This is a genomic window from Vibrio algarum (assembly GCF_028204155.1).
GTDB classification, from domain to species: domain Bacteria; phylum Pseudomonadota; class Gammaproteobacteria; order Enterobacterales; family Vibrionaceae; genus Vibrio; species Vibrio algarum.
The window spans coordinates 1,561,238-1,576,365 of the sequence record NZ_JAQLOI010000001.1 but is presented as its reverse complement, the minus strand read 5'-3'; the positions used below and the strand labels follow the sequence as shown (position 1 = coordinate 1,576,365).

General features: G+C 39.1%; 13 protein-coding genes. 3 read left to right on the top strand and 10 right to left on the bottom strand.

Features of this window, described 5'->3' with window-relative positions; genetic code table 11:
* Nucleotides 1–189: 189 nt before the first annotated feature.
* The 6 genes from PGX00_RS07625 to PGX00_RS07600 all read right to left on the bottom strand — a co-directional run bounded on the left by PGX00_RS07625 (nt 190) and on the right by PGX00_RS07600 (nt 7,596).
* Nucleotides 190–1,434 carry a carbohydrate porin gene (locus PGX00_RS07625; protein ID WP_272134200.1) on the bottom strand — a complete coding sequence of 415 codons (1,245 nt, stop codon included), beginning with the start codon at nt 1,432–1,434 and terminating at the stop codon, nt 190–192.
* Between the two features lie 540 nt (nt 1,435–1,974).
* On the bottom strand, nt 1,975–3,198 hold the full coding sequence (locus PGX00_RS07620) for an ABC transporter substrate-binding protein (protein WP_272134198.1): 1,224 nt from the start codon (nt 3,196–3,198) through the stop codon (nt 1,975–1,977).
* Nucleotides 3,199–3,348: 150 nt separating this feature from the next.
* A complete protein-coding gene (locus PGX00_RS07615) occupies nt 3,349–4,197 on the bottom strand; it encodes an ABC transporter ATP-binding protein (protein WP_272134196.1) in 849 nt (282 codons plus the stop codon).
* A gap of 21 nt (nt 4,198–4,218) precedes the next feature.
* Nucleotides 4,219–5,187, bottom strand: coding sequence for an ABC transporter permease (locus PGX00_RS07610; RefSeq protein ID WP_272134194.1), 969 nt, complete (start codon nt 5,185–5,187; stop codon nt 4,219–4,221).
* Between the two features lie 101 nt (nt 5,188–5,288).
* Nucleotides 5,289–6,599: a CmpA/NrtA family ABC transporter substrate-binding protein gene (locus PGX00_RS07605; protein ID WP_272137980.1), complete on the bottom strand. Its 1,311-nt coding sequence runs from the start codon at nt 6,597–6,599 to the stop codon at nt 5,289–5,291.
* A gap of 811 nt (nt 6,600–7,410) precedes the next feature.
* Nucleotides 7,411–7,596, bottom strand: coding sequence for a hypothetical protein (locus PGX00_RS07600; RefSeq protein WP_272134192.1), 186 nt, complete (start codon nt 7,594–7,596; stop codon nt 7,411–7,413).
* 167 nt (nt 7,597–7,763) lie between these two features.
* On the opposite strand from PGX00_RS07600, the gene PGX00_RS07595 reads away from it, so the two are divergent.
* The 3 genes from PGX00_RS07595 to PGX00_RS07585 all read left to right on the top strand — a co-directional run bounded on the left by PGX00_RS07595 (nt 7,764) and on the right by PGX00_RS07585 (nt 10,931).
* Nucleotides 7,764–8,768, top strand: a complete 1,005-nt coding sequence (locus PGX00_RS07595) for an adenosine deaminase (protein ID WP_272137978.1) — start codon at nt 7,764–7,766, stop codon at nt 8,766–8,768.
* A 92-nt stretch (nt 8,769–8,860) separates the two neighbouring features.
* Nucleotides 8,861–10,336 carry a coniferyl aldehyde dehydrogenase gene (locus tag PGX00_RS07590; RefSeq protein ID WP_272134190.1) on the top strand — a complete coding sequence of 492 codons (1,476 nt, stop codon included), beginning with the start codon at nt 8,861–8,863 and terminating at the stop codon, nt 10,334–10,336.
* 7 nt (nt 10,337–10,343) lie between these two features.
* Nucleotides 10,344–10,931, top strand: coding sequence for a TetR/AcrR family transcriptional regulator (locus PGX00_RS07585; RefSeq protein WP_272134188.1), 588 nt, complete (start codon nt 10,344–10,346; stop codon nt 10,929–10,931).
* Nucleotides 10,932–10,933: 2 nt separating this feature from the next.
* On the opposite strand, the gene PGX00_RS07580 is transcribed toward PGX00_RS07585, so the two are convergent.
* The 4 genes from PGX00_RS07580 to PGX00_RS07565 form a co-directional block, all read right to left on the bottom strand.
* Complete coding sequence (locus PGX00_RS07580; RefSeq protein WP_272134186.1) at nt 10,934–12,049, bottom strand: DUF481 domain-containing protein; 1,116 nt, start codon at nt 12,047–12,049, stop codon at nt 10,934–10,936.
* Nucleotides 12,050–12,211: 162 nt separating this feature from the next.
* Entirely contained in the window at nt 12,212–13,054 is an 843-nt protein-coding gene (locus PGX00_RS07575; RefSeq protein ID WP_272134184.1) for an HD-GYP domain-containing protein, read from the bottom strand.
* A gap of 240 nt (nt 13,055–13,294) precedes the next feature.
* The gene (locus PGX00_RS07570; RefSeq protein WP_272134182.1) at nt 13,295–14,275 is read right to left on the bottom strand and encodes a glycosyl transferase family protein; all 981 of its coding nucleotides are present in this window, start codon (nt 14,273–14,275) and stop codon (nt 13,295–13,297) included.
* Nucleotides 14,276–14,377: 102 nt separating this feature from the next.
* Nucleotides 14,378–15,046: a pyridoxamine 5'-phosphate oxidase family protein gene (locus PGX00_RS07565; RefSeq protein ID WP_272134179.1), complete on the bottom strand. Its 669-nt coding sequence runs from the start codon at nt 15,044–15,046 to the stop codon at nt 14,378–14,380.
* Between the last annotated feature and the right edge of the window lie 82 nt (nt 15,047–15,128).

Sequence of the window (15,128 nt, the reverse complement as noted above, 5' to 3'; positions counted from 1 at the left end):
AACCTATAGGTTAAAAGAAAGTTAACATAAAGGGCACATCTAGTGCCCTTTAATTGTCTGAGCCAAACGGTTATCCATTCTTCCCTATTAAGAACTCTTATTGCAATCAGTATACAAATCTAAATTTGCCCCTTTATACTCATTGAAAACACGTCACTCAAAGACAATAACTTACTTCTACTCGCTCACTTACCACCAAGCTTCCCACATTGCACCAATCGTAAATGTGTCATATTTGCTATCATCATGTTTATTGTCTGCCTCACCAACTGTGGCATAAAAACGAAGCATTGGACGATCCCATGTTTCAGAACCAATTGAAATATTTTGCGATAGTGTCACTTTCCAAGCAGAGTTATTTTCACTACTGTCTTCATAATCTACAACGCTATAGCCAGCTTCAAGCCATGTTGAATGAACATCATCCCAAGCATAAGTAGGTCGAACAATCGCATTATAGTTTATTCGGTTTTCTTCAAACTTATCATCTTCTTCTAATTTTTGATAAGACGCTAAATATTCAATGGCGGCTTTATCAGTGATGGCTTGGCTACCATCAAAGTTAACAAGTAAAGCTGTACGCCCTTCTGCTAAATCATAAACACTATCTAAAGCATTTTCTGAATAACGAACAATCAATCGTTGACCACTAAAGTTTAATTCACCCGCTATCTGATACGCGGTTGTATCATAGTAATCTTCGCCTTTGGCTTGCTCCGAGGCAAACCCGTAGTTAGCATAAATGGACAGGTTTGCCGTTTCTGAAAATTCAATGCCATGAAGCTTTGATGTAAGGGCATACTTACCATTATCATTGACTAATGACCCACCAGCACCGTCTACCGCACCAACAACACTTAAATCTAGGTTAACGCCACCAAGGTCCATATTATAGAAACCACCACCTTGACCATCATGGGTCATCCAGAAGTAATCATTTAGCCCTAGTTGGGGACGTTGATGAAAATCTCGCCCTGCCCAAAAGTACATATTCGGTTGGGATTCGAAGACATTTGTCACGCCTGCATAAGCTTTTTTCAGATCAAGACCCGCACTATTATCAGACCACGCTGAGTTGAACCAATGTTCCGCCATTACAACAACATCCCAAATAGTGCCGTTAGCGCCATTGAATGCTTTTGCTATTTGGAACTCACCGCCATTGTCTTCATTTCCTAAACGACCCGCAGAAACACCATTTAAGTTACCAGCAGGCGATACTAATTTTGAATCACCCGCCTGATAAGCAGCGCCATAACGAGCATAGCCAGAAAACACAACACCTTCGGTAACGTCAGTTTCTGAGTTAATAATGAGAGGCTGTTGATCATCTATTGCTTGAACTTCAAAGGCCTCTTCATTAGCCAATACAACGCCAGAAGATAAAGCCGAAGCGATCGCCACTGAAAGAGGTAAAATGGTATATTTCTTCATATTAACACCTATATTTTTTAAGATTATTTTTATTTTTTCGATGCAAAGAATCTTATTCACTGAAGAAAAATTAAAACTTGAAGTCCATCACGACAAATATACTTGAAAGCACCATGAAACATAAATAGATAAAAAATAAAAGAAATAAAATATAAAAACACCTTTAAAACAACAACATAAAAGAAGTTACTCACGAAGGCATTACTCTAAACCCCCATTTATTTCATGGATGTAATAGAAAAATCAGTATAACGACCTAGTTAATAAGCTCACATTTAAAATATAACTACAATTTCAGAATAAATATAAAAATCATAATTAACCAATCATATTAATCGTCAATGTATTTATATGTATTTAGCTAATAAAAATAACTGCAAACTATGTGGTGGGGATAAAAATTTACGCCAGCTATGTTTGTGATGTCATTTTCCTTGAGTGTTTTTACAAACCGAACACTCAATTTAAAATGACTATCGAGATAGTTTTGAGACTGACGCTTTAAAAATAACTTTGTTGTCAAGGGGTATAGAAATACCCCTATTTGAAACTCTCTTGTGCCAATTCATCGAACTGTTTGAGAATTGAATTTAGCTCTTTTGGATTTTTGGCGAATTGCCCCATTAGCTTTATGCCTCGAGTAGCAATAGGTTGAGGATTATCTCTATCATAAAACTGCGACAAACCAGCTGCACTATCTAACACCTCTTTCCCTGTTTGTAGAAAGTGATTTTCACCGACTTCAGAATAGCGATTAGGCGCTAACATACCGATTGCTTGATTGATTTTTTCTTGAACATCTTGTCTAGCCATAAATGTTAAAAACCGCACGGCACCTTCATGATTCTGGCGATTTTTAGGTATAAACCAGACATTAGTTGGAGCTTCTTCATAAAAAGGCATCTCAGGTTTAATCATCGGAAACCGAATTAATTCAAATTCTTCAACCAGGTTGTCAGGGATCTGTGATGTCCAGAAATTGCCCATCAACATCATGCCTGCTTTTTCTCGATATAGGTAAGGCAACACTTCTTTCCATGTGTACTTCTCATGACCTTTAATGAAAAATTCATTTTCAATCAAATATTGCCAATATCTGAACACTTGCCTTACTTCATCGCTTTGATAATCAGCTTCACCGCTCATTAACTGCTTGTGAAAATCAATACCATTAATACGTAAATTTAGATAATCAAACCAAGCCGCAAATGGCCAGTTATTTACACTACCCACCGCAATCGGAGCAATCCGGTTCTGTTTGAGCAATTCTCCTGCTTGTAGAAAAGTAGTCCAATCAGTTGGCACAGGAATATCATATTTTTTAAATAACGATTTTTTGTAGTAGATAGCCCAAGGGTAATAATGCATTGGCAATGCGTATAAATGGTTATTGATCAATACCGTACTTTTAGAGCCAACTGAAAGCATTTTGTCCCAATTGCTACTCTCCCAAACGTCATCGATAGGTTGTATCCAATTTTGTTTAACAAACCAATTCAACCTTTCACCACTAAACCAGTACATCACATCACTGTGTGAATCTCGAGCTAACCATTCAGGTATCGCTGCCTTATACTTTTCTGCTTCGTAGTCTTGTATAACTAGCCTGAGGTCTGGATTTTCATTTTGAAATTGAGCGAACTGACTATGATAAACCTCTCTCTGTTTCCCATTGAATAGTAAGAGAGATACCTTTACTTGGGTCTGTGCAAATGCGTTTAGAGACCAAGCCAACGCAACTACGGTCAATATTAATGTTGGCATTTTTCGCATCTTATCCACTTTTAGTTATTATTTACTCAACTATACGCTGCATACAACGTTTTCAAAATACTCAATATGTCTAATGACTCCGCAGGTAAAAAAACCCTCTTTCGAGGGCAAAGTCATTACAGGAATCGAGATGTTATTAGATTACGCAATTTTGGCGGACTTTTGTTGTTTCGATTTGTCTGACGACTCGTTGGACGCTAGAACTTCCACTTTAACCTGTTTTTCGTACAAGAATCGAAGTACGGATTGCCTGTATTTTTGATACTTTACATTATCTGCTAACGCTACACGGTCACGCGGTCTTTCTAATTCAATATCTAGAACTTCACCGATGGTTGCCGCTGGCCCATTAGTCATCATGACAATTTTATCTGATAATAAAACCGCCTCATCCACATCATGCGTTATCATAATCACGGTATTATTTAGGTCAGCTTGTATCTTCATCAAAGAATCCTGAAGATGAGCACGAGTTAGAGCATCTAGCGCACCAAAAGGCTCATCCATCAGCAATACTTTTGGCTTAAGTGCCAAAGCTCTAGCTATCCCGACACGCTGTTTCATACCACCCGAAATCTCATCTGGCTTTTTATCTGATGCATGCTGCATTTGAATAAGTTCTAAATAGTGCTCTACTTGCTCTTTGACCCACGCTTTGGTTTTTCCTTTAGCTATCTGTTTTACCGCAAGCTCCACGTTTTGATATACCGTCAGCCACGGTAACAATGAGTGGTTTTGAAAAACGACAGCTCGCTCTGGGCCGGGACCAACAACTTCTTTTCCATCTAAGATTACACCACCATCCGTCGCTTCAAGAAGCCCAGCGACAAGGTTAAGAACGGTAGATTTACCACACCCAGAGTGGCCTATTAATGACACAAACTCTCCTTGCTTAATGTTAAGATTTACATCTCTAAGCGCAACAAATTCACCTTTAGGCGTTGGAAAACGCATACCTAACTGGGTTAAATCCAATAATACTTTTGACATAACTTTATTCCTTTTTCCCAGTTATCTAAGTTCTTGTGTTTTATTCCAAGAAAGCTTTTTCTGTATTGTTAGCATGCCCCTATCTAGAAGCAGACCAATAAACCCAATAGTGATCACAGCAACCATAATACGACCAAGTGATGCAGAGCTTCCATTTTGGAACTCATCCCAAACAAACTTTCCTAACCCTGGGTTTTGAGCCAACATTTCTGCAGCAATCAGTACCATCCAAGCAATACCTAACGAAAGGCGCAAACCTGTAAATATCATCGGAATAGCGGAAGGAAGCACAATGGTACGGATATGTTGCCACCACGATAGTCGAAGTACTTTACTAACATTGATAAGGTCTTTGTCAACGCTTGTAACACCAACTGCCGTGTTAATAAGTGTGGGCCACAGACTACAAAGTGCGACGGTAATTAACGAGGTTACGAATGACTTCGGCACTAACGGGTCACTACTGACATAAGAAGCACTAACCACCATAGTAACAATGGGTAACCAAGCCAAAGGTGAAACCGGTTTTAGTAATTGGATGATTGGGTTAAACGCCTGATATAAACCTTGATTAAGTCCGAGAATAATTCCTGCTGGGATAGCTATAACGGAAGCCAAAATGAAACCAGAAGCGACCGTAATTAAACTGGTACCTATTTGATCAAAAAATGTAGGCTTACCTGTATATGGTCTAATTTTTACTTTCGCATCTGGATTTTTAGCCAATTTGGCCGCATTACGTTTCTCTTGTCTTTCAATAAAAGCGACGCCTTTTTCCCGCTCCGAAAAGTGTTCATCAATCAGATTAACGAACTGTGTATATGTTTGAACGGGACCTGGAAGCGCTCCAAGTGAAGTTTGAACCTGTTTAGCTGACATATGCCAAATCAGTAAAAATAAAACAAAGCCCAAAACTGGATACACAAACAGTTTCGATTGACTAACCACTAATTTAGTAGATGGCAAAATAGAAATAACATTGCTAGACATAACGACTCCTTAGCCTTTTACTTAACGCAAATATGGGGTGGATGGGAAAGAGCAATCTCACATACCCCATATTCGCGGTACCTATCTAATGTTCGATAACGTTAGACTTTATCGGCACCTTTTAGACCAATAGAAAATTTCTGCAAATAATCATTTGGTTGACGTCCGTCATACACAACATCATCAATGAAATGCGTTTGTGGTGCTCTAAAGCCATCTTCTGATTCAAATACTGGGAAATCGCTAGCTTTTAAAGCCCCTTCTTCTATTAGCGCCTCAGCCGCTTGTTGATAAACGTCTGGACGATATACTTTTTTCGCGATATCCATATACCAGTCATCTGCTTTTTCTTCAGGTATTTGTCCCCAACGACGCATCTGTGTCAGGTACCAAATAGCGTCACTGTAATAAGGGAACGTTGCGTTATAGCGGAAAAAAACATTGAAGTCCGGCACTTGTCGCTTATCACCTTTTTCATACTCAAATGTACCCGTCATACTGTTAGCTATAACTTCGGCATCAGCGCCTACATAATCACTTTTAGCCAGCATTTTTACCGCTTCGCCACGGTTAGCATTATCGTTTTCATCCAACCATGCGGCTGCACGAATCAACGCTTTTACCACTCTAATATGGGTGTTTGGATATTTATCAGCCCAACCTTTTGATACACCGAATACTTTTTCTGGATTGTTTTTCCATATTTCATAATCTGTTACAACAGGCACTCCGATATTTTTAAACACGGCTTGTTGGTTCCATGGTTCACCTACGCAATAGCCTTTAATCGTACCCGCTTCCATTGTTGCTGGCATTTGTGGTGGCGGTGTTACCGACAAAAGAACGTCTGCACTAATTTGTCCGCTGTTATCACCCGCTTTAGGGGCATAAAACCCTGGGTGTATACCACCAGCAGCTAACCAGTAACGCAGCTCGTAGTTATGCGTCGAAACTGGAAAAACCATACCCATATTGAAAGGTTTCCCTTGGTCTTGATAGCTCGTAACAACTGGTTTTAAGGCGTCAGCTTTTATTGGATGAACAGGTTTGCCATCTGCCTGCATTTCTAAATGTGGTTTCATCTGTTCCCACGTATCATTCGAAACCGTAATGGCATTACCATTAAGATCCATACTAAACGCAGTAATAATTTCGGCTTGTGTACCTATACCTATCGTTGCGCCTAACGGCTGTCCAGCTAACATATGCGCACCGTCTAACTCACCGTCTATAACTCTGTCTAAAAGCACTTTCCAGTTTGCTTGCGCTTCAAGCGTTACATATAAACCCTCGTCTTCAAAAAAACCTTTCTCATACGCAACAGCCAAAGGAGCCATATCAGTTAACTTAATAAAACCAAATTTCAATTCATCTATTTCGGGCTCTCCTATTTCTGCCCACGCATTGCTCATTAAACATGAAGCAGATAAAGCGATTCCAGTCGCCAATTTCACTGCCTTTTTTATCCCTGATTTCTGTCGCATCCGAACTCTCCATTTCATCGCTGCTTAAAGTTAATTCTTTAGGTATTAATAATTCAAAATTGAAATATAGATGCACTTCATTTTTTCAGACTGTTGCTTTGTCAATCGCATCATTCTGGTTACCGATTATTGAAGTAAAAACTGCATCAATTTGTAGCGTTACCTATTTATAGATATCAAGTTGTATGCCAATACGATTTTTACTTTAAATATCAATAGATAAGGTGATATTAACTCGCAAGGTAAATATTTAAGCGCATTCTGATAGTGCATGGCGCACCAATGTTATCAAAATGTTATAACCCTAAAGAGGTAGTTTATCGACTTACTGATCAAGCGCATCAAATACGGTTTTTAACCTTATTAATCCCTAACGTTACCTTCAGTTATTTGATGGTTTTCTTTTAAGGTATACCCATAAGAAATACATGCGTTCTTTACTACTTTTGGATTACGTCAATTTGCTGTCAAATCGAAAAATGAAGGCGGTAACGTGATATCTATCACTTTACAAATGTAATCTTGTTGTTAATATCTTATGAAACGTGACTTGACGTTCCTTCAAATAGGCTACATCTAAAATAATATAAGAAGAGGAAAGTTATGATTAGAAGAACAAGACGAGCGCAGCTAAAACGCTGTCGTGGTCGTTTTTGGAAAGAAGCATCAAAGAAGATGACTTTCCTAAGATAATCAGAACTAAAGGCTAACTAAGTTAGCCTTTTTTAATGTCTGTAATTTACTTCTCTTTCGCAGCATTAGTTACTATTTCTATATCTTCATCACTCAACGATAGCTCACTTTCCAAAGCAAGATTGTCTGCACGCCTGTGCATCGCTTCTATAAGTTCTTTATCGTGCTTCGCAAAATAGATATCTTCTTCGGCTTTGCCTTTTAAGCGAAGTTTTTCTACAAAATCAACCATACTTCACCTCTCAAACCCTTCTACTATTGATATAAGTATAGTCAAGTATTCAATTAATATTTGCGCTTCTTATTTGCAGCTAAACCATAACTCATATACCTTTAAGAAAAGACAACACTAGAGGTAGCCCTATGAGCAATAAAGATTTTATTGATAATAACGCAGATATAGAAGTATTTATCCAACAGCTACCTAAGATAGAACTACACCTCCATATTGAAGGCTCACTAGAACCAGAGCTCATGTTTGAGTTAGCCAAAAGAAATCAAATTGAACTCCCCTATAAATCGACGAACGAAATTCGCGCAGCCTACCAATTTGATAACCTTCAATCTTTTTTAGATATCTATTACCAAGGTGCTAACGTTTTATTACACGAACAAGATTTTTACGATCTAACATGGGCTTACCTGCTTAAATGCAAAATAGATAATGTGGTACACACCGAAATATTTTTTGACCCGCAGACGCACACAGAGCGTGATATATCGTTCGATATAGTCGTTGGCGGCATTCATAAAGCACTCAAAAGAGCTGAACATGAATTAGGCATCACTAGTAACCTGATTATGTGCTTTCTGCGCCACCTCAGTGAAGACGACGCTTTTTCAACACTAGAACTCGCGCTCAAGCACAAAGACAAAATTATTGCTGTCGGTCTAGATTCATCAGAGCAAGGACACCCACCTAAAAAGTTTGAACGTGTCTTTAAACAAGCTCAAGAGCATGGTTTTTTAGCTGTCGCCCACGCAGGTGAAGAAGGCCCCGCCCAAAATATTATTGACGCTATCGAGGACTTAAAGGTAGATAGAGTTGACCATGGTGTTCGATGCATCGACAGCGAAAGCCTTATGGTTTCACTAGCGGAATCCAAGATGCCATTAACCATCTGTCCACTGTCAAACACTAAACTCAAGGTTTTCGAATCGATGTCTCAACACAATATCCTTCAATTGCTAAGAAGAGGACTACAAGTAACAATCAATTCGGATGATCCCGCTTATTTTGGTGGCTACATGACTGATAATTTTCTTGCTGTTGCCTCTGCATTGCCTTTTTCCAAGCGAGAATTAGCGCAATTATCACTCAATGCTATCGACGCTTCATTTATAGAGAAACAGCATAAAATTCAATTAAAACAAAAAGTAAATGATTATTTGGCGCAGGTTTAGAAGATAAATCAACCCCATTGCTATCCCTGTTTTTTTCAATTACTATTCAACCGACTGATTAGTCGGTTTACTTTAATGTAAGGATAGTACTAATGACAACATATTCACCTACACAACATTTAGATGATGGCCTCCAGCCATTGTTTGATATTTTTGCACAGCAAAAACAGCAATACTCACACTATCCATCACCGACTTATCAAGTACGAGTCAGTCAATTAAAAGCGCTAAAAACCGCAGTTCTACACTATAAAGAAGATCTTGTTTCAGCAATGAGTGCGGATTTTGGTTACCGTTCAGAGCACGACAGTCTTATCGGAGACATTCTTCCCGTTGTTAGCCATATAAACTACACACTCAAAAAACTAAAAAAGTGGATGAAACCAAGCAAAAGGCACGCTGGTTTGTTACTTGCACCTGCATCCGTGCGGGTTGAGTACCAACCAAAAGGGGTTGTAGGTATAATCGCTCCGTGGAACTTTCCTATTATGCTTTCACTAAGCCCACTTGTGACTTCTATTGCGGCCGGAAATCGCACCATGATAAAAGTATCTGAGTTCACACCTGAAACCAATAAAGTACTAACGAGTCTGGTTAATTCGATATTCTCAGAGCAAGAGGTTGCTATCATTGAAGGTGAGGCAGAAACGGCAAGAGCCTTTACCACATTACCGTTCGACCATATTTTATTCACAGGGTCTACACCGGTAGGCAAACACGTAATGCGTGCTGCTGCAGATAACCTCACACCAGTGACGTTGGAACTCGGAGGCAAATCACCTGTGATAATTGGTGAGGACATGCCGATAGAAACAGCAGTAGAACGCCTAATTTATGGTAAATGTTTAAACGCAGGACAAATCTGTGTTTCACCGGATTACACACTGTGCCCCAAAAATAAGGTAGACGAGTTTATCGCAGCATACCGAGCGAAGTTTCAGCAACTCTATCCAGATTTCGAAAACAATAAAGATTACAGTCAAATAATTAATACTCGCCAAGCAGAAAGAATAGAATCCGTTTTGGAGGATGCTTTAGCAAAGGGTGCAATTATCCATTCCGCCAACACTCATGAGATAACCAAAACCCCTTTAAATGGACAGAACCCAAAATTACTCGATACTGGATCAAAAAAATGGCCGACTCAAATAATCTCGAATGTAAATAGTGATATGAGAGTCATGCAGGAAGAAATTTTCGGACCACTTTTTCCTATTGTCCCATATGAGTCTCTATCTGAAGCGATTAACTTTGTTAAGAGCAACCCAAGGCCACTAGCTCTTTATTTGATGAGTTATAACAAATCCGTTCAGCGCCAAGTACTTGAACAGACCCACTCTGGGGGAGTTTGTATTAACGAAACTGTCTTTCACGTTGCGGCAGAGGATGCGCCTTTTGGTGGTATTGGCCCATCAGGGATTGGGCACTATCACGGAATAGAAGGCTTCAAAACACTAAGCCATGCTAAAACCGTTTTACAACGAGGAACTTTCAACAGTGGCAAATTGATTCATCCTCCTTATGGTGGTCTCGTTCAAAAGCTAATTCTAAAAATATTTCTAAGGTAAATAAGAGATGAAACTAGATAAGCGACAAAAAATACTCGATACAGCGTTGTCGCTCTTTGTTGAACATGGGTTTTATTCTGCCTCAACAGCCAATATTGCAAAACATGCTGGCGTTGCTACTGGCACGCTATTCCATCACTTCCCAACCAAGAATGCATTGTTAGAAGAACTTCTCACCACTGTAAAACAAGAATTTTCTGACTACGTTTTACATGATAGCAATGTCATTATTGCGAGCGCAGATGAAGATGTAAAGACTCGGGCAGAAACAATCTGGTTTGCGGGGCTAGAGTGGGCCGTCAACCACCCTCAAAAATTACAATTATTTTTTGAATTTTCTCAGCTTCAACAAATTCAAGGTCTGCTTGGCAACACTAAATCAAGAAACTTGCTAAGTTTTCTGTATCTACTTATTGAAACAGGTATGCAGCAGGAAATATTCAAACCGTATTCACAGGAACTACTTGCCGAGTGGTGCCACAGTCAATTTTTATCGAGTGCTCGATATCTGGTTACTCAACCAGAACCTAACATTGATGAAGTTAAGCAAATTACCTTTACCCTTTTTTGGGACGGCATTGTGAAACATCATTAAGTTTAGAAGTTATATTCGATTTCGATTACCATTAATACATCTGTGCTTTCTGGTTTAACCCCATCTTCATTGGCAATGGGATTAGCGGTATTGTCTACAATAGCGGCGATCTCTAGATCAATGTCATCAATTAACTCGATTTCAATACCCGTTTCTAAATGTTGTATAAACCTCCCTGACTCTCGGTTAACCACTTTACCGTCATAAGTTAAAAAGTATTCTAAGTCTTTGGTGATATCGAGCACATAATCCATCCCGAAAGCGAACACTGGTGAAAAATTATTTTTTTCTTCGCCCACTTCAACACTACTATAAGTGGTGCGCAGCACACTTAACCCAGAATAGACATCTAGCTCCACATCGGGCATATCAAAAACCTCATAACCCACTGATGCACCGAGCGTTGTTTGGTTATCGATGTTCTTAAATTCATCTATATAAAGTTCATAAGTTGGTAAGCGAAAATACGTTTTTTCAGAGTAGTAGATATCGTAGGAGCCACTGAGTCTGTGGTTATCTTCGGTTTTCACACGACTTCCAGAATCTGTCTTTGCACTTTCTGATACAACACCACGATAACTGAAAAGAAAACGCCCGTGTGCAGAAAGATACCTCGCTTTAGCACTAAAGCTATAGTCCAAACTTTCTGTGTTACCGGTTTTAAATTTAAACCCAGCCCCAATTTCACCGTCCCATAAGCTTTGTTCACTTTTTTCTGAAGGCGAGATTGAAAGAATCATCTCTCTTGGATACGCTTTATCAGGAATGTCTATAAAGGTTAAACTGCTTTCTGTAAGCCACAGCTGACCGTCCCTGATAATGCCGTCTTTGAAACGTACGCGCATTTGTTGCTTAGTTCTGAGCTCTTTAATATCTTTCATATCGATATCAACCAGCCCAACTTCATCGCTATCGAATTCTATCTCTTCTTGATACATAGCAATTAAATCGCCAGCGAACAATTCTCCTTTTTTAAGAAGAACCCAATCGAATTTAATAGGTACTGTAGGTATGTCAGCCTTCCAAGGAGATGGCTCTCTTTCGTCAGAACTAATGGCAACTTGTGGGAACATTGCCACAACAACAAGCATCAATAATACTTTGATTTTTTTATGCATCCTTAACCTTTACCGATAGTTCGACTTCCCGTAACACTTACCCTGCTAGCATAATTGATTTAACGTTAGAAACTAACAATTTAAATAAAAATTAAGGGGTTTATCATCAAATGCATCTTTATGTTCTTATCAACATGAACAATGTCATCGGTTTTAAAAAGGTCAGGCTGCTGACAAATTACCATTTAAAATGGCAATCTGGTTTTCTTCAATAGTGGCATTTCTTACACTAATCACCGTAGAAAAATTGTTTATTACAAGGTCAACTAATTGAGGCTCAAAATGTTTTCCAGATTGATCCTTTAATAGCGTTTTAACACTAGATTCTGACCAAGGTTCCTTATAAGGACGTTGACTCAACAATGCGTCAATAACATCAACGATTGCTGTAATGCGACCATATATGTGTATTTCCAGAGCTGCCTTTCCATTGGGGTACCCTGTTCCATCCCATTTTTCATGATGTTCGTGGGCAACAATAGCCGCCATTTTCATAAAGTGGCTATTGCTTGATGAGAGAAGTTTATAGCCATCAATGGTATGACGTTTCATTATCTCGAACTCTGCTTCATCAAGCTTACTGGGTTTGTTTAAAATAGAATCACTAACTGCTATTTTCCCGATATCATGCATTGGGCTAATGACCTTTAATAATTCACATTCAGAATCGGTTAAACCATATAGTTTAGCTACATAAAAAGACATATTAGCGACTCGTTTTACATGGCCTCCCGTTTCTCCAGAACGACACTCAATCATCTTCCCCAGCATACTTATCGTCTTTTCTGGCAACGTTAAAGCCTCTTGTTTTACCTCTTTTAAGGATTTGTCACCTTGTGTAACAAAACGGGCTTTGTTTATGTGGACGTATATTCCATAGATGAATAAAACCATCAAGGGTAATGACGCTAACAATAGTAGTACGTCACTTTCTAATAAGATAACGTATGGACCGACTACCGTGTCATCTTGCGATTCAATCCGTTCATTTATAGTTTTCAACATGATAATGAATTCTTAATATTAATTTTTTCACAATGTGTGTAAGTACTTTCTATGGAAAAAATAATATCATTCAAAATATGCACTAAAGTGTGTTGCGGAATAGTCCTACATTAAAGTAAGTACATATAACATCATAAGTTTAACATGGAGGTAATCCCGCAGACCGGTCAAGACTTTCCTGTGCGATTAACAATAAAAACAAGTAAAATGGAATTAGATGATTAAAATCATGAATTAAAGCTAAGTAAGATCATTGCAAATTGGGTTGTTTACTAGCCAATCAAGCCACATTTTGTAGGCAAGTTCGTAGGCTTTATCTCTATCGTTTAGCTTGGTAAATAATACTGCACACAACGTCGCGACTACAGTATTTGCCATCATATTATTATCAGATTTAGGTGTGCCGAGCAGCGAAACATTTACCTCAGGAATATCCGACAACATAGTTTCCGGCCAGTAGTGAGAAGTCACACCGCTACTATCACTTCTCCAAACCGTTTGACTTACTTTTGGGTTGTATTCTGATTCCCCAGACTGACCTTTGAAGGAAATAACCGCGTGTTTACTTAAACCAACCGATTGTTCAACTTCTGCATGTAGCTGTTGAAAACCAGGATGAAAACTGCCTCTAAGACCATATTTAGCGTTGCCAGGGTTAAGCGCTCTCACGACAGTATTTATTGGTGTTCTCAAGCCGTAACGATTTTTCCAATCCAGCATCACTACCGCTTGAGAAGAAAAATGAGCAAGGGGTAAATACGCAATATTATTCTGCTCAAGCATGTCATGAGCTTGCTCACTATCACGAGCAAGCGGGATCTCAAGTTCATCTAGATAGCTGCGTACGTGCTCACGAACAGAAGTCGCTTCTAAGTGTCCGTGCAATAAAACTCTATAACCATTATCCGCCAATATTTTAGCCGCAATAATGTGCCATGGCTTACCTGCGCTGGCTCTTTTACCTGCATAACAAGGCCAATCTATATCCGCTCCTATCTTTGGCATCCTAGATTGGAAGGCCTTTACAAAACCGGCAATTTCATCATGCGTTTCATTTTGAACACGAATAAGCATCATCAACATGGCCATCTGATCGTCACCGATTTCACCGTCGAGATATTCGTTCATCACTTGGTAAGCTTGCTCAAAACTAAGAGGTTTACGTCCCCTTTCGCCTCTACCTACAGTACGTATACAGTCGAGAATTGTGCTCATTATCATCCTTGAAGTTGATCTATTTCCAGCCAGTATGCTTCGGCCCAATACAAATTATTGTGGTTAAATGTATCGTATTAAACCTAGATAGCAACACTTCTTGGCCATTCAATTACTACTTTTATCGCACCAACGATCACCATATGCCGAAGAATAGTCGGGAGTATCAATATGTTCACCTATTTCTGGAACCGGTTCTAATGGACCGATTACTGTTTTGTACGGCATCACTCCAGCCCATACCGCTCTATCCAAATCAGCTTCATCATCATTTACTCCGTTATTGCCAATTTTTACCGATGCTTCTGTTAACGGCATTTTTAGCAATAATGTAGCTGACAACTCTTTTTGATTCCCTAAACGAACATCATTGGTACGGTTCGGTGCAATCTGCTCGATAAAATGGTTAAGTATGCGGTCTTTTTCTTCATTCTCGTTAATTTGCTCAAATCGACCAAACACCATCGCACTTCGATAGTGGGCGCTGTGATGCATCGCCGAACGCGCCAGAACCCACCCGTCAAACAGCGTAAACGTTAAACTGGTCTCGACACCCTTTTTTAACGCTCTTAGCATTCGGCTATTATTTGCACCATGGATATAGATATGATCGTCAACTCTCCAAGCCAGCATTGGAATAACAATAGGCACGCCTAATTCTATGATCCCAACATGGGCCAGCAAGCTTTCGTCGATGATTTGATGCAATTTATTTTCATCGTGACACGCTTTATGCGCACCTTTTTTTACTATTGTACGTTCTGTTTTTGAAAGCATTATCTGCTCCTATGGCTTCATTTACATTTCTATTTTTTGCAATATAAAGCCAAAGTGGTATCTTATTTAGATCCAATTTTAA